14 protein-coding genes and 1 tRNA gene are annotated in these 15,282 nt (G+C 46.4%); 3 read left to right on the forward strand and 12 right to left on the reverse strand.

Annotated elements, in window-relative coordinates; genetic code table 11:
* Window positions 1-9 precede the first annotated feature (9 nt).
* Complete coding sequence (locus F7R24_RS13470; RefSeq protein ID WP_151671786.1) at window positions 10-585, reverse strand: YceI family protein; 576 nt, start codon at window positions 583-585, stop codon at window positions 10-12.
* The gene (locus tag F7R24_RS13475) at window positions 582-1,151 is read right to left on the reverse strand and encodes a cytochrome b (protein WP_151671787.1); all 570 of its coding nucleotides are present in this window, start codon (window positions 1,149-1,151) and stop codon (window positions 582-584) included. Before F7R24_RS13475 ends, F7R24_RS13470 begins: the two co-directional genes overlap by 4 nt.
* 91 nt (window positions 1,152-1,242) lie before the next feature.
* Between F7R24_RS13475 and F7R24_RS13480 the strand changes: the two genes are divergently transcribed.
* Window positions 1,243-2,175, forward strand: a complete 933-nt coding sequence (locus F7R24_RS13480) for a LysR family transcriptional regulator (protein ID WP_151671788.1) — start codon at window positions 1,243-1,245, stop codon at window positions 2,173-2,175.
* 86 nt (window positions 2,176-2,261) lie between these two features.
* Here the strand turns inward: F7R24_RS13480 and fusA are convergent, their stop codons facing one another.
* Complete coding sequence (gene fusA, locus F7R24_RS13485) at window positions 2,262-4,358, reverse strand: elongation factor G (protein ID WP_151671789.1); 2,097 nt, start codon at window positions 4,356-4,358, stop codon at window positions 2,262-2,264.
* A gap of 302 nt (window positions 4,359-4,660) precedes the next feature.
* Here fusA and F7R24_RS13490 point away from each other — a divergent pair, with 302 nt between their 5' ends.
* Window positions 4,661-4,999, forward strand: coding sequence for a hypothetical protein (locus F7R24_RS13490; RefSeq protein WP_168926839.1), 339 nt, complete (start codon window positions 4,661-4,663; stop codon window positions 4,997-4,999).
* Window positions 5,000-5,061: 62 nt separating this feature from the next.
* Window positions 5,062-7,353 (forward strand): protein translocase subunit SecD, encoded by a 2,292-nt coding sequence (secD, locus tag F7R24_RS13495; RefSeq protein ID WP_151671791.1) that lies wholly within the window; start codon window positions 5,062-5,064, stop codon window positions 7,351-7,353.
* Window positions 7,354-7,740: 387 nt separating this feature from the next.
* Here secD and F7R24_RS13500 read toward each other — a convergent pair.
* The 9 genes from F7R24_RS13500 to thrS all read right to left on the reverse strand — a co-directional run bounded on the left by F7R24_RS13500 (window position 7,741) and on the right by thrS (window position 15,229).
* Window positions 7,741-7,817, reverse strand: a tRNA-Pro gene (locus F7R24_RS13500).
* A gap of 87 nt (window positions 7,818-7,904) precedes the next feature.
* Entirely contained in the window at window positions 7,905-8,267 is a 363-nt protein-coding gene (locus F7R24_RS13505; RefSeq protein WP_151671792.1) for a MerR family transcriptional regulator, read from the reverse strand.
* Window positions 8,239-8,550, reverse strand: coding sequence for an integration host factor subunit alpha (gene ihfA, locus F7R24_RS13510; protein ID WP_151671793.1), 312 nt, complete (start codon window positions 8,548-8,550; stop codon window positions 8,239-8,241). The genes F7R24_RS13505 and ihfA overlap by 29 nt, the downstream gene beginning before the upstream one ends.
* Before the next feature lie 16 nt (window positions 8,551-8,566).
* Window positions 8,567-10,948: a phenylalanine--tRNA ligase subunit beta gene (gene pheT / locus F7R24_RS13515; protein WP_151671794.1), complete on the reverse strand. Its 2,382-nt coding sequence runs from the start codon at window positions 10,946-10,948 to the stop codon at window positions 8,567-8,569.
* 33 nt (window positions 10,949-10,981) lie between these two features.
* A complete protein-coding gene (gene pheS / locus F7R24_RS13520) occupies window positions 10,982-11,965 on the reverse strand; it encodes a phenylalanine--tRNA ligase subunit alpha (protein WP_151671795.1) in 984 nt (327 codons plus the stop codon).
* Window positions 11,966-12,051: 86 nt separating this feature from the next.
* A complete protein-coding gene (rplT, locus tag F7R24_RS13525) occupies window positions 12,052-12,408 on the reverse strand; it encodes a 50S ribosomal protein L20 (RefSeq protein WP_151671796.1) in 357 nt (118 codons plus the stop codon).
* A 44-nt stretch (window positions 12,409-12,452) separates the two neighbouring features.
* Window positions 12,453-12,647 (reverse strand): 50S ribosomal protein L35, encoded by a 195-nt coding sequence (rpmI, locus tag F7R24_RS13530; RefSeq protein ID WP_151671797.1) that lies wholly within the window; start codon window positions 12,645-12,647, stop codon window positions 12,453-12,455.
* 105 nt (window positions 12,648-12,752) lie between these two features.
* A complete protein-coding gene (infC, locus tag F7R24_RS13535) occupies window positions 12,753-13,253 on the reverse strand; it encodes a translation initiation factor IF-3 (protein WP_240776125.1) in 501 nt (166 codons plus the stop codon).
* Window positions 13,254-13,312: 59 nt separating this feature from the next.
* Window positions 13,313-15,229: a threonine--tRNA ligase gene (thrS, locus tag F7R24_RS13540; RefSeq protein ID WP_151671799.1), complete on the reverse strand. Its 1,917-nt coding sequence runs from the start codon at window positions 15,227-15,229 to the stop codon at window positions 13,313-13,315.
* Window positions 15,230-15,282 lie beyond the last annotated feature (53 nt).

Genomic DNA, 15,282 nt, shown 5'->3' on the forward strand with positions numbered 1-15,282 from the left:
GTTACTCTTTTATTGACGAATGCCTTCAATAACTAAGTCCAAATGCACCTGTTCGGCTCTTGGTCCTAAATTAAAGTTCATGCCAAAATCAGGAAGATTTAACACCGTAGTCCCTGTAAATCCTGCACGATAGCCACCCCAAGGATCTTGACCTTCACCTACTTTCTCTACATCGATGCTAATCGGTAGGGTTTGGCCATAAAGAGTTAAATCACCCTCTAGTACACCTTTTCCATCTCCTTGGTCGGTATAAGCAGTGCTGACAAATCGAGCGTCTGCAAAGCGGCTGACATCAAGGTAATCACCGCTGCGTATATGACGGTCACGCTCAGCGTGGTTAGAGTCAACGGACGCGACATTGATATCTACTTCAACAGTGGTTGCATCTAGGTTATCGGCATCGTAGTGAAAACGACCTTCAAATTCATTAAAACGCCCAACGACGTAACTTACACCTAGGTGATCAATACGAAAGTTGATAGATGCGTGAGCACCTTGTGTATCAATAACATAGTCTGCTGCGATTACAGAAGTGGATGCCAAGGCACCTGCGAGCATAAGTCCATAAAGTGGCTTTAACGTCATAGCGTGTTCTCCTCATTGACTCCGAGCATTCGCTTCAGAGTCCAGTCTTTAGTGATAAAGTGATGTTTAAGTGCAGCTAGAAAATGCATGGCGACTAACACCATCATGGTCGTTGCTGCGTAAAAGTGGATCATGCCTGCAAGCTCTTCTTGGCGACGAAACCAAGGTGATGCTGGCACTTGGAACCAATCAAAGACATGAATGCTTCGACCATCAGCAGTAGAGATAAAGTACCCTGATGCTAAAACAATCACGAGCAATACATACAGCAATAGGTGCGCTGAGTGTGCGGCCCATTTTTCCCAAGGCTGCTGGGCTAAACTTCGTGGTGTTGGGTTGACGGCTCGCCAGCCCAAACGCATCAATAGCAAGATTGCCAAGATGATTCCCAAGCTGCGATGTAGGTTTGGATAAATTCTATATCCAGGGTCGTAATATCCTAGCGACACAATATAAAGACCTAATGGATACATCCCTAACATCATCAGTGCCATGACCCAGTGCACAGCAATATTGATCCAACCGTAGCTATCCTTCGAGTTCATCAAGTGTCTATTCAAAGCCATATAACCGCTTCCTGAGCTGCTTCCTTTTAAACTGGATTGCAGTCTATCGCTTCCAGTATTATTCTTCTAATGAATTATAAGGATAACCACTATGCATCAAGTGAATTTACGTAACTTTGATTTGAATCTTTTAGTGGTCCTGGATCGACTCTTAGAAGAGCGTCATGTATCTCGGGCTGCGCAAGGGTTACACATGAGTCAGCCTGCCGTTAGTCGCGCCTTAACTCGCTTAAGAGATGGGTTTAAAGACCCGTTACTGGTCAGGACTGGTGATGGTTACGACCTAAGTGCACGTGCATTGGCATTGAAAGCACCGTTAAAGGCGCACTTAAAGCAGCTTGAAGAGCTTATTTCACAACCACAGTTTGATCCTGCTATAGATGATCACCTAATTCGTATCACCGGTTTAGATATGGAATTGTCGCTGTATATACCTAAATTAATTCGTATTCTTCGACAGCAAGCACCTTACATGCGCTTCGAAATTCTTCGTCAGGAAGGTGATAGCTTTAACATGCTGGATCGTGACGAGGCGGATTTTTGCTTAAGTGGAATTGCGCCAGGACACTCGGAGTCTAGGTTACACCGCTTTCATGTTGATCAAATGCCGATCGTTTGCGTGATGGATGCACAACACCCCTTAGCAAATCGACCTTTAACTATTAAAGACTATATAACAGCGCCTCACGGACTAGTATCAATCACGGGTAAAGGACCTGGGTTTATGGATAAGGTGTTAGCAGAGCAAGGTTATCAACGCCAAGTGATGGTCAGACTGGCAGGGTTCAATTCTGTTGCGGAATATTGCAGTGGTAGCAACCTATTATTTACGCTGCCACAACGCGTAGCAGAACGCATTGCTGCTGAACAACCTATCTGGATTACGCCACTTCCTAACGAACTAAATTTACCTAAGGTCAATTTTTATTGGTATTGGCATGAAAGAAACCATCAAGATCATCGTTGCATGTGGATTCGAGAGGAATTTCAAAAAATACTCAAAGAGATGGGAGGTTCAGATTAATATGAAAAACATCCTAACCTGCATTCTTCAATAAAGAAAAAACCCCGCGAGATTACTCTGGCGGGGCTTATTTAAGCTGTTAGCGATTAAGCTTTTAGAGCAGCTTTCTTTTCTTTCGCTTTAGCCACAACAGTTTCAGCGACGTTTGCAGGACATGGTGCGTAGTGTGAGAACTCCATAGAGAACTGACCGCGACCCGATGTCATTGTACGTAGTGAACTGATGTAACCAAACATTTCAGATAGTGGTACATCAGCCTTGATACGAACGCCCGTCACACCGGCTTCTTGACCCGCAATCATGCCACGACGACGGTTTAAGTCACCGATAACATCACCCACGTGATCTTCTGGTGTGAACACGTCAACTTTCATGATTGGCTCAAGTAACTGTGGACCTGCTTTTGGCATAGACTGACGGAAAGCGCCTTTAGCAGCGATTTCGTAAGCAATCGCTGATGAGTCTACTGCGTGGTATGCACCATCAAACAGTTCGATTTCAACGTCTAATACTGGGAAGCCTGCTAAAGTACCTTCAGACATCATACCGGCAAAGCTTTTCTCAATTGCAGGGATGTACTCTTTAGGAACGTTACCGCCCACAACAGAAGACTTGAAGGTAAAGCCAGAGTTTTGCTCACCAGGACGGATGCGGTAATCAATCTTACCGTACTGACCAGAACCACCGGATTGCTTCTTGTGCGTGTAGCTGTCTTCGATAGCACGTGTGATCGTTTCGCGGTAAGCAACCTGAGGCTGACCCACAACTAGTTCAACACCGTAAGTACGCTTTAAGATATCTACTTTGATATCTAAGTGTAGCTCGCCCATACCTCTCAGAATGGTTTCACCTGAATCTTCATCCGTTTCAACACGGAAGGTTGGATCTTCTGCAACCATTTTACCGATCGCAACACCCATTTTCTCCATAGAACCTTTATCTTTAGGTGCAACAGAGATAGAGATTACTGGCTCTGGGAATACCATTGGCTCTAGAGTACAAGGCTTTTTAACGTCACAAAGGGTGTGACCAGTCTGAGTGTTGTTTTTCAAACCAACCAACGCAATGATATCGCCTGCCTGAGCACTGGTCAGGTCGATACGATCGTTTGCGTACATCTCTACCATACGACCGATACGTTCAGTTTTACCGGTGAACGAGTTAAGAATGGTATCACCCTTATTCAATACACCTGAGTAAATACGAATAAAGGTTAGGGCACCAAAGCGGTCATCCATGATTTTGAATGCTAGTGCACGGAATGGCTCATCTGCTGAAACGATAGCGTATTCGCCAGTTTCATTACCTTCTTCGTCAGTCAAAGGCTGTGGATCAACTTCTGTCGGCGAAGGAAGATAATCAACAACGGCATCTAGCAACAACTGCATGCCTTTGTTCTTGAACGCAGAACCACAGTAAGTTGGGAAGAAAGCAAGGTCACGAGTACCTTTGCGGATGCAGCGCTTGATATCTTCAACTGAAGGCTCTTCACCTTCCATGTATGCCATTAACAGGTCATCGTCTTGCTCTAGGGCCGTTTCGATCAACTGTGTACGGTACATTTCAACGTCATCAGCCATATCAGCTGGTACGTCAGTCACTTCGAAATTCTCAGGAATGCCAGAGTCATCCCACACGTAGGCTTTTTGAGTCAGTAGATCAACAACACCTTTTAACGTGTCTTCCACACCAATTGGCAACACCATGATCAGTGGGCTAGCACCTAGAACACGCTTAACTTGTTCGGTAACACGGATGAAATCAGCACCGATACGGTCTAGTTTGTTTACGAAGATCAGACGTGATACGCCAGCGTCGTTTGCATAACGCCAGTTGGTTTCTGACTGGGGTTCAACACCACCAGAACCACAGAACACACCAATACCACCATCCAATACTTTTAGTGAACGATATACTTCAACGGTGAAGTCAACGTGCCCAGGGGTATCGATTACGTTAAAACGGTGACCTTTCCAGAAGCAGCTTACTGCTGCTGATTGGATGGTAATACCACGCTCAGCTTCTTGTTCCATGAAGTCAGTAGTCGATTCACCTTCGTGAACTTCACCTAACTTATGAATTTTACCGGTGAGTTTGAGGATACGTTCAGTCGTAGTAGTCTTGCCAGCATCGACGTGGGCGAAGATACCAATGTTTCTGTATAGGGATAAATCTGCTGACATAGTCATCTCAATAAGCTAGGGTTTTAAAATAGTGCGGCAGAATTATTCAAATACATAACGCACCACACGAATTTGAAGGCGAGTATTATATATACAAGCGCCCACAAATCCAAATTTTGTCAAAAAATGTTTCAACGCAGATTCACAGACCGCCTCAATGACAGACAAGATAGATGAAGTGTTTGACAGTCATATGACTTAGATCGATAATTGATCATTAATTATTCAGGTCAAGACACATCTTGAAGCCAACACAATCTTACATGCCTGCTTGCACCTCCAGACAATCTGGTTCAATTCAGATGTTGCTGCTCGCTTTGCTGTGGTTGGTGTTTACGGCCTTCCCGACCCCACATTCGACTCAGACTGAAACAGGATTTATTTCAGAATCGAAAAGCTGGGCCGTCGTACTTCAATCTTCACAATATCCTTCACAGCATCGAATTTCTGATGCTCAACTGCTTGAAGATGATTTAGAACCCACCTCTTCTGATACACCTAATCACTTTTTGGCCCTTTTCGCCGCTTTGGTGGTTGCACTACTGGCAGATCACTGCCTAAAACCTCTCTCATCAGCCCCTTCTCAGGCAACTGCTCGGCTTTTTTTCCAACCACTATTAAGAGCTCCCCCTAAACACTAAGCCTTCCTACTGCTGCCGTTACATTGGCAGTTTCGCTTAGTTTTTTTTTGATGGAGTTACCTATGAAAGGTTTTTATCAGCGTGCTGCTATTTGTGGCTTGCTAGTGCTCTCTATGCTGTTTAGTGCAGTCCCTAACTTATTACCCAGCCAATTGGCCAAGCAATTGCCCGCTTGGTATACCGAAAACACCCTGTCACTAGGGCTGGATTTACAGGGTGGTTCTCACCTGCTTCTGCAAGTCGATAAAGCAGCCATGAAACTGTCCAATGATGAAGTCATTACCGATGAAATTATGGAGAGCACTCTGGAAGTTGTGCGTCGCCGTTTGGATGAGACCGGACTGGTCGAGCCTAGCATTACACGACAAGGACGCGAGTTCATTTTAGTACAGATGCCTGGTGTAGCTGATCCAGCAGAGGTACGTGAACTACTAGGCACCACAGCAAAAATGACCTTCCACTGGGTGGCGGATAGGTCACAGGTTAGCGGTCTCACTATGGATCGATGGGATAGTCTTGGTGAAGAGCGTTTTCGTCTTGAATCACGCGTTGCCTTGGAAGGACAGCATATCAGTGATGCTCATTTGGCCTTTAATCAGCAAACCGGTGCTCCGGTGGTTAATTTCACCTTAGATGCTGAAGGTGCAAAGCGCTTTGCTGAGTTAACCCGTGCCAATATAGGTAGAGCCTTAGCCATCGTATTAGATGATAAGGTAATCACTGCACCAGTGATTCGTAGTGTCATCGGTGGTGGTTCTGGCGAAATCAGTGGTAGCTTTACACCCAGAGAAGCGGGCGATTTAGCCTTATTACTTCGAGCCGGCGCTTTACCCGTTCCCTTACAGGTTATTGAAGAGAGAACTGTCGGTCCTGATCTTGGCAGTGATGCGATCCATATGGGCGTTACTACTGGATTAATCGGGGCAGTCTTAGTACTCGCCTTTATGCTTGCAGTCTACGGCAGCTGGGGATTGATCGCTTGTGTGGCCCTGATGGCGAATTTAGGGCTGATTATAGGAGTACTGAGTTTACTTCGCGCCACTCTTACTCTTCCTGGCATTGCCGGTATCATTTTAACGCTGGGTATGGCGGTCGATGCCAATATCTTGATCAACGAGCGTATAAAAGAAGAAGCTCGCAAAGGCTACTCTGCCGCCATGGCGCTGAAAGAGGGTTTTTCACGCGCGTGGAGCACCATTCTTGATTCAAACATCACCACCTTAATCGCGGTCAGTTTACTGTTTTTCTTTGGCAGTGGACCGGTTAAAGGCTTTGCGGTCACTATTGGGATAGGCTTACTGACCTCATTATTTACCTCTATCACTTTAACGCGCTTACTGATGGAATGGCGCATACGGGGTAAAGCTCGTGGAACATTGCAAATAGCCGGTATTCCTTGGTTAGAGGGCTTAAGTAAAAAAGCGCCTAACTTGATGGCTGCTCGTCGTTTCGGCTTAGCGTTATCCCTAGCTCTATCCATTGTATCAGTGGGTTTGTTTTTTCAACCGGGCATGAAATACGGTATCGACTTTACCGGAGGAACCTTAGTCGAGGTACATACCGATGGCATGCCATCTGAAACACTACGTCATCAGTTGGTGTTAGGTGGTCTAGCAGATGCAAGCCTTCAAGAGTCAGGAGACACTGGACAATACCTTGTTCGCTTGCCCTTACAACAAGGTCAACAAGCTGTCGCTAACGCTCAGGTTGAACAACTGAAACAAACGGTGTTGGCGGCCGATGCAGATGCAGAATTTCCTCGTACTGAGTTAGTCGGCCCTAAAGTCAGTGGCGATTTTAGTGATATGACGCTATTGGCCATTCTGTTTGCGGGTTTAGGTATGCTGAGCTACCTCTGGTGGCGTTTTGAATCGCATTTTGCCTTGGCAGCAACGCTCACGATTGCCTTGGACCTTACCAAGACCATCGGATTTTTCGTGCTAACCGGTGTTGAATTCAATTTAACGGCGGTGGCCGCACTGCTGGCGTTGATCGGTTATTCGGTGAATGACAAGGTGGTGGTGTTTGATTGTATTCGAGAGAACTTAAGATTAACACCCCATAAACCCATGCTGCAGTTATTAAATGAGAGCATAAGCTCTACCCTAACTCGGACACTCTTTACCTCAGTGACCACACTACTGGCTTTGTTACCTATGGCTATTGCAGGGGGTAGCGCTGTGTCCAGCTTTGCTATACCAATGTTATTTGGTGTCGTGGTTGGCACGGCCTCATCGATCTTTATTGCGTCACCGATTCTCTACCTTCTAGCACAACGCAGAGAACGCAGAGGATTGCCGCAACTAAGACCTAGTGCTGAAGAAATTCGGAGGGAATTGGAGTTGATGCCTTAGCAAACGAGTGTCATGTTGGATATTCACCCGCTTTTTAGCGGGTGTTTTTTGTCTAGACTTGCCAATAAGTCTGTCATTTTTACGTTAACGCATGACTAAACTGAATGTGTCAGGATATATAACCAATCAATTTAGAGTTGGTTTTGGGATTTTGTCACTACGCCAAGGCGTTCCATCACAGTTATCGTAATTAGGGCAATCTGGCATACAACCGCGACATGGAAGACGCTGTGGCTTTTCTTTATCTTGCGATGGGCTTGAATTCGACATATAAGACCTTTCTTCGGAATGTATTATTCATGGAGTATACGGTCTTTTGGAGGGATTAGATGCTTTTAGGTTGGTCAATTAACGGCTGAATTGACATTAACTTATTTATCGTAAAATTGGTCGGGACGGCAGGATTTGAACCTGCGACCCCTTGCACCCCATGCAAGTGCGCTACCAGGCTGCGCTACGCCCCGACTGTACTTATACCTTGTATCTGGATCTATTGATAAGATCCGAAGAGGGTGCAAATACTACACCAAGGAATTGAATCTGTGAAGCATTTATTTAACTGATTTTAACAACTTAAGAACATCGTCTAGCTCGTTAATCGTTTGTCTTATCAGTTGTTGATAACGCGTAGTGTCATCACTGGCTTCATCACTACTAAGCCATTGACGAGCACCTGTAATAGTAAAGCCTTGCTCGTACAGCAGGTTTCTTATCTGCCGTATAAGCAATAGATCTTGGCGCTGGTAGTAGCGGCGGTTGTTTCGCTTTACCGGCTGTATCTGCTTGAACTCTTGTTCCCAATAGCGCAATACGTGAGGTTTGAGGTCGCAAAGCTTAGCGGCCTCACCTATCGTAAAATAACGCTTACCCGGAATGGGTTCCAGCTCAGGACTCTTCTCTCCGGCTTCCGGCATAGGTGTCCACACGCTCCTTCAGTTTTTGGCCAGGCCTGAACGTAACCACCCTACGTGCTGAAATTGGCACTTCTTCACCCGTTTTAGGGTTTCGACCCGGGCGCTGACGTTTGTCGCGCAGATCAAAGTTCCCAAAACCTGAAAGCTTAACCTGTTCGTTGGATGCCAGACATTCACGTATTTCGTTAAAAAAAGATTCTACCATCTCTTTGGCTTCGCGTTTATTCAAGCCTAGTTCGTCGAATAAACGTTCTGCCATTTCGGCTTTGGTCAAAGAGCTCATGACAATCACCCTGTTTTTATTCTCTCAATGATGCACCACAAACATTCGTTAGTGCGGCCACAACTGCTTTTACACTATTGTTTATTTCTTCATCAGTAAGAGTGCGCGAAGGATGCTGCCAGGTCAAGCCCAAAGCAAGACTTTTTCTTCCTGCTTCAATACCTTGACCCTGATATAGGTCAAAAAGTGTGACTTTTTTCAGTGCATCCCCTGCCTGATTAATGACGGTACGACGAATCGTATCAAATTCGATCTGCTCATCAACGATTAACGATAGATCACGACGCATCTCAGGATACTTAGATAGTGCCGAATAACGGGGTAAGTGACCTAAGGTAACAGCATCTTGTTGTAGCTCAAATAGATATACAGGACCATTAAGGTCTAACTTCTTTAACAACAACGGATGTAACGCACCTAGGTAGCCAACAACCTCACCTGCTCGCAGGATCTGCGCAGATTGACCAGGATGCAAGGCTGGATGTTCGGCTGCGGCAAAGCTAAATTCTTCAGGGCAACCACCCAGCGCTAATAAACTCTCTACATCACCCTTAATATCAAAGAAATCGATTTTATCTTTAGCGGCAACCCAGCCTTCAGCATCACGATTTCCAGTAATGACGCCAGCGATCGTATTTTGCTGAAGAAGTCCACCATTTGGCTGCGGTAGGAAGCGCTGTCCGGTTTCAAATAAACGGATACGAGCCTGTTGACGATTCTGGTTGTAAGACACTGCCTTCACCAAACCAGGCCATAAAGACGTTCGCATCACCGCCATTTCCGCGGAAATGGGATTGGCCAGTGCCAAAGGTTGAGTATCCGGATCAAATTGAGCGGATAAACCCGCTTCAATAAAGCTGTAAGTAATCGCTTCTTGATAGTCACGACTCATCAGATGACGACGAATGCGGTTTAGTGTAACTTGCCTTTCAGCAATTGGAGGCAGCGGTAATTGAGCAATGGGTGTACGAACAGGTAAATTGTCATATCCGTAAACACGCGCAATTTCTTCTATCAGATCAACTTCTAGCGTGATATCAAAACGCCATGAAGGAACGGTGACATCCCACGCTTGGTCATTACGACGATTCAAGGTCATTCCGAGGCGAGACAAGATATCTTCAACCGTTGCCTGGGGCATTTCCATTGCTAACATCGAATTGACACGTGATTCTCTTAGGATCACAACAGGAACCTTGGGAAGATCTACTTCACTGAAGGCTTCTGTCACAGGACCCGGCTCACCACCGACGATATCGAGTAATAATGCCGTTGCGCGCTCGATGGCTTTACGCTGCAATTGCCAATCGACACCACGCTCGAAGCGATGTGACGAGTCGGTGTGCAGACCATAATTACGAGCACGACCCACGATAGATAATGGACTGAAAAAGGCACTTTCCAGGAAGATGTCGCGCGTTTCATCGGTCACACCGCTGGCATCGCCTCCCATGATCCCTGCCATAGCCAAAGGCCCTTTGGCATCGGTAATCAGCAGCGTGTCATCATTGAGAGTGACTTCTGTTTCATCCAACAGCACGAGTGTTTCGCCCGCATTCGCCATGCGTACAACGATGCCTTCACTGAGTTTATTCAGATCAAACGCGTGCATTGGCTGTCCCAACTCCAGCAGGACATAGTTAGTGACATCGACCACTGGGTCAATGCTACGAATGCCGGAACGACGAAGTTTTTCTTGCATCCATAGCGGTGTGGTTGCGCCTGGATTGATATTACGAATGACACGTCCTACGTAACGTGGACAGGCGTGTGGGGCTTCCAATTTCACCGAGAAAGTATCTGCACAAACAGGCGCAACGTCTGCAACTTGAACCGACGTTACCGCCACTTGGTTTAGTACACCCACTTCACGCGCTAGCCCAGAAATGCTTAAACAGTCGCCTCGGTTAGGGGTTAGGTCGACATCAATCAAGCTATCGTTGAGATTTAAGAACTCTCGCAAATCCAGACCCACCGGCGCATCTGCAGCCAACTCCATAATACCGCCGTGGTCATCGGAGATGCCCAGCTCATCTTCAGCACAGAGCATACCCATGGACTCAACACCACGTAGTTTTGCTTTTTTGATGTTAAAATCACCAGGAAGCACCGCACCGACACGAGCAAAAGCGGTTTTCAGACCTGCCCTTGCGTTGGCTGCACCGCAGACGACTTGAAAGGTTTCGCTGCCATCACTGACTTGGCACACTTGCAATTTATCAGCGTCTGGATGCTGTGTTGCACTGATTATTTCGGCAACCACAACGCCTTCAAAATGACCTGCAACATCGCTCACTTCATCAACTTCTAGACCAGCAAGGCTAAGCTGATCAGCAAGTGCTTGTGTTGATAGAGCGGGTTTAACCCATTCACGTAACCACTGTTCACTGAATTTCATTCTGCTTTCCTATAAAACCTGCTTGTTGATGAATTAACGAAATTGACCGAGGAATCGTAGGTCATTTTCAAAGAACAATCGCAGGTCATTGACGCCGTAACGCAACATTGCCAAACGCTCTACCCCCATACCGAACGCAAAGCCGGTGTAAACTTCAGGGTCGATACCAGAGTATTCAAATACCTTCGGGTGAACCATGCCACAGCCAAGCACTTCAAGCCATTTGCCATCACCACGGTCGATATCCACTTCGATGGAAGGCTCAGTAAATGGGAAGTAAGATGGACGGAAGCGAACCTTGACGTCTTCTTCAAAAAATTCTCGTAAGAATTCTTCTAAGGTCCCTTTTAGGTCTGCAAAGCTAACGTTTTTATCTATTAACAACCCTTCCACCTGATGGAACATCGGCGAGTGAGTTTGATCATAGTCACAACGATAAACCCGACCAGGACAGATGATACGAATGGGTGGCTGCTTCTCTTCCATGGTTCGCACTTGCACAGGTGAGGTATGCGTGCGAAGTAAGGTGTGTGCATCAAAGTAGAAAGTGTCGTGCATGGCACGAGCCGGGTGATGCGCAGGAATATTGAGCGCTTCAAAGTTGTGATAATCATCTTCAACTTCTGGGCCTTCTGCAACACTGTAACCAATGCTACCGAAAAAGGCTTCAATTCGCTCCAAGGTCCGCGTCACTGGATGCATGCCGCCTAAATCTGTTTTTCGACCTGGCAAGGTCACATCGATTTTCTCAGAGGCTAATTTAGCACTCAGCGCATCTGCTTCAAGGTGTGCTTTACGCGCATCCAAGGCTTCTTGTAACGCTTCTTTAGCTTCGTTGATCTTAGCGCCAGCTGCTGGACGCTCTTCTGCTGAGAGTTTGCCAAGACCTTTCAATAGCTGGGTAAGCTCACCTTTCTTACCCAGATACTGAACACGCACCTCATCAAGTAGACGCACATTATCTGCCTGTGCTACCGCTTGTTTACCCTGCTCCAACAATTGTGCAAGATTTTCCATTACTCAAACTCCGCAAAAAAAAGGGGAAGGTATACACCCCTCCCCTTATCTATCAGTCTTTAACCTACCAATAGGTGGGTGTTGGCTTACGCCAGTGCAGCCTTAGCTTTTTCAACCACAGCAGTAAACGCATGCTGTTGGTTAACCGCTAGATCAGCCAGTACTTTACGGTCGATTTCGACGTTGGCTTTTTTCAGGCCAGCGATGAAACGGCTGTAAGACAGACCATTGATACGTGCAGCTGCGTTGATACGAGCGATCCACAAAGCGCGGAATTGACGCTTACGTTGACGACGGTCACGGTAAGCATATTGACCAGCTTTGATAACCGCTTGTTTAGCAACACGGAATACACGGCTACGAGCACCGTAGTAACCCTTGGCCAGTTTCAGAATTTTCTTATGACGACGACGCGCCACAACACCACGTTTTACGCGAGGCATAACATTTCCTTCCTATAAAATTTCAGTCTTAACACAAGAGACACTTACAGTGTCGGGAGCATACGCTTAACCAGTTTGATATCACTCTCGTGAACCTGGGCCATCGGGCGAAGCTGACGCTTACGCTTGGTGCTCTTCTTGGTCAAAATGTGGCTTTTAAAGGACTGCTTGTGCTTGATGCCATTGGCAGTTTTTTTGAAACGCTTTGCCGCACCGCGGACAGTTTTAATCTTTGGCATTACTCTTCTCCACGCATTCGTTTATTAATTGGTCACAAACCAAACAACAAAAACCCACATACCGTTCAGAAGACTGTTCGGTTTGCGGGTTAGCTGCACGAGTGACTATTTCTTCTTCGGAGCAATCACCATGACCATTTGACGACCTTCCATTTTAGCACGCTGTTCAACGCTACCGTATTCAGTCAGATCAGCTTCGATCCGCTCTAACAGTTGCATGCCCAGCTCTTGGTGAGCCATCTCACGACCACGGAATCTAAGTGTGACCTTAGCCTTGTCTCCGCTTTCAAGGAAACGTATCAGGTTGCGCAGTTTTACCTGATAATCCCCTTCTTCCGTACCGGGACGGAATTTCACTTCCTTGACCTGCATCTGAGTCTGTTTCTTCTTAGCCTCATTTGCTTTCTTCTTCAGTTCATACTGATGCTTTCCATAGTCCATAATTTTACAGACGATAGGATCAGAATCAGAGATCTGAACTAGGTCAAGTTCAGCCGCTTGAGCCATCTCAAGCGCCTGATCTATTGTTACGACACCAACCTGTGAACCATCTGCACCGATTAAGCGCAGTTCAGTTGCACGGATATTCTCATTAATGGGTGGCAACGCTGCTCGGCCACCTCTTTTGTTATCACGCCTGATAATTCTATCTCCTGACGAGTTCTTTATTCTTGAGCCGCCTTGCGGCTGATCTCAGCATTAAGCTGTGCAATCAGATCATCAACGGCAACACTACCTAGATCTTCACCTGTACGTGTACGCACAGCCACACTGCCGGATTCCACTTCTTTGTCACCTACCACTAACAAGTAGGGCACTTTCTGTAAAGTGTGCTCGCGGATTTTAAAGCCGATCTTCTCGTTTCTCAAGTCTATATCGGAACGAATCCCCGCTTCTTGCAGTTTTTCGTTCACTTTTTGACAAAAATCAGCTTGTTTATCGGTAATATTCAAAACCACGGCTTGTTTTGGACTTAACCAAAGTGGCAATGCGCCTGCGTAATGTTCTATCAGTATACCGATAAAGCGCTCAAAAGACCCGAGAATTGCACGATGCAACATCACAGGCACTTCACGATCACCCGCTTCGTTCACAAACTGAGCACCTAAGCGACCCGGCATCGAGAAATCGACTTGGATAGTACCACACTGCCAGACACGTCCTAGACAATCTTTTAACGAGAATTCGATTTTAGGACCATAAAAAGCACCTTCACCTGGCAACTCTTCCCAATCCAATCCTGCTGCATCAAGTGCATCCGCAAGCGCTTTCTCAGCCTTATCCCAGCTTTCATCAGAACCCACACGCTTTTCAGGGCGAGTAGACAGTTTATAAATAACGTTGCTGAAGCCGAAATCGTTGTACACTTCATGCAAGAAGTCGATAAAACTGGCAACTTCTGTTTGAATACTGCTTTCAGCACAAAAAATATGCGCATCATCCTGAACAAAGCCACGCACGCGCATAATACCGTGCAATGCACCCGATGGCTCATTACGATGGCATGAACCAAACTCAGCCAATCGCAACGGCAGATCACGGTAAGAACGTAAACCCTGATTAAACACCTGAACGTGACAAGGACAGTTCATCGGCTTGATAGCAAAGTCACGGCTTTCTGAGTGAGTGGTAAACATCTCCTCATGGAACTTATCCCAATGACCTGACTTCTCCCAAAGAGATCGCTCGACCACCATCGGCGTTTTGATCTCTTGGTAGCCATGCTTAATCTGTTTGGCTCGCATGTACTGTTCAATCTGTTGATAGATTTTCCAGCCATTCGGGTGCCAGAACACCATTCCGGGCGCTTCTTCTTGCATATGGAATAGATGCAGGGATTTACCCAGCTTACGGTGATCACGTTTTTCCGCTTCTTCTAGACGGAATAGATATTCTTTAAGATCTTTTTTATCACCCCAAGCGGTACCGTAGATACGCTGAAGCATTTCGTTTTCTGAGTTACCGCGCCAATAAGCACCGGCCACTTTCATCAATTTAAAGACTTTGATGTGACCCGTAGATGGCACGTGAGGACCACGACAAAGATCGATGAATTCACCTTGCTTATAGAAAGACAAAGGTTGGTCTGAAGGGATATCACTGATGATCTCAACCTTGTATGACTCACCCATCTCTTCAAACAGGGCTACCGCCTCGTCACGACTCATCAGTGAGCGATGCACGGGTAGGTTCTGCTTAGATAGCTCATTCATGCGCGCTTCGATCTTTTCAAGATCTTCTGGCGTGAAGGGACGCTCATAGGCGAAATCGTAGTAAAAGCCGTTATCGATCACGGGACCTATCGTGACCTGCGCACCCGGGAACAGATCTTGTACTGCCATCGCCATCAAGTGTGCACAAGAGTGACGAATGATATCGACGCCCTCTTCATCCCTGGCTGTAACGATAGCCAGTTGTACGTCTTCGTCGATGGTGAAACTGGTGTCGACTAATTGGCCATTCACTTTGCCAGCGAGAGCGGCTTTAGCAAGACCAGCGCCGATATCAGCGGCAACGTCAAATACGGAAACAGGTGCATCGAACTGGCGTGAACTGCCGTCCGGGAGTGTAATTACAGGCATGAGTAAGTCCTTATCTTAGTGGTGACCCCTACGACAGGCCACATAAGCATATT

It is taken from the genome of Nitrincola schmidtii (assembly GCF_008973715.1).
Taxonomy (GTDB): domain Bacteria; phylum Pseudomonadota; class Gammaproteobacteria; order Pseudomonadales; family Balneatricaceae; genus Nitrincola; species Nitrincola schmidtii.

Bases quoted from the DNA above. Each gene is read 5' to 3' on its own strand.
- F7R24_RS13470 (WP_151671786.1), bottom strand. From the start codon at position 585: ATGACGTTAAAGCCACTTTATGGACTTATGCTCGCAGGTGCCTTGGCA.
- F7R24_RS13475 (WP_151671787.1), bottom strand. From the start codon at position 1,151: ATGGCTTTGAATAGACACTTGATGAACTCGAAGGATAGCTACGGTTGG.
- F7R24_RS13480 (WP_151671788.1), top strand. From the start codon at position 1,243: ATGCATCAAGTGAATTTACGTAACTTTGATTTGAATCTTTTAGTGGTC.
- fusA (WP_151671789.1), bottom strand. From the start codon at position 4,358: ATGTCAGCAGATTTATCCCTATACAGAAACATTGGTATCTTCGCCCAC.
- F7R24_RS13490 (WP_168926839.1), top strand. From the start codon at position 4,661: ATGTTGCTGCTCGCTTTGCTGTGGTTGGTGTTTACGGCCTTCCCGACC.
- secD (WP_151671791.1), top strand. From the start codon at position 5,062: ATGAAAGGTTTTTATCAGCGTGCTGCTATTTGTGGCTTGCTAGTGCTC.
- F7R24_RS13505 (WP_151671792.1), bottom strand. From the start codon at position 8,267: ATGCCGGAAGCCGGAGAGAAGAGTCCTGAGCTGGAACCCATTCCGGGT.
- ihfA (WP_151671793.1), bottom strand. From the start codon at position 8,550: ATGAGCTCTTTGACCAAAGCCGAAATGGCAGAACGTTTATTCGACGAA.
- pheT (WP_151671794.1), bottom strand. From the start codon at position 10,948: ATGAAATTCAGTGAACAGTGGTTACGTGAATGGGTTAAACCCGCTCTA.
- pheS (WP_151671795.1), bottom strand. From the start codon at position 11,965: ATGGAAAATCTTGCACAATTGTTGGAGCAGGGTAAACAAGCGGTAGCA.
- rplT (WP_151671796.1), bottom strand. From the start codon at position 12,408: ATGCCTCGCGTAAAACGTGGTGTTGTGGCGCGTCGTCGTCATAAGAAA.
- rpmI (WP_151671797.1), bottom strand. From the start codon at position 12,647: ATGCCAAAGATTAAAACTGTCCGCGGTGCGGCAAAGCGTTTCAAAAAA.
- thrS (WP_151671799.1), bottom strand. From the start codon at position 15,229: ATGCCTGTAATTACACTCCCGGACGGCAGTTCACGCCAGTTCGATGCA.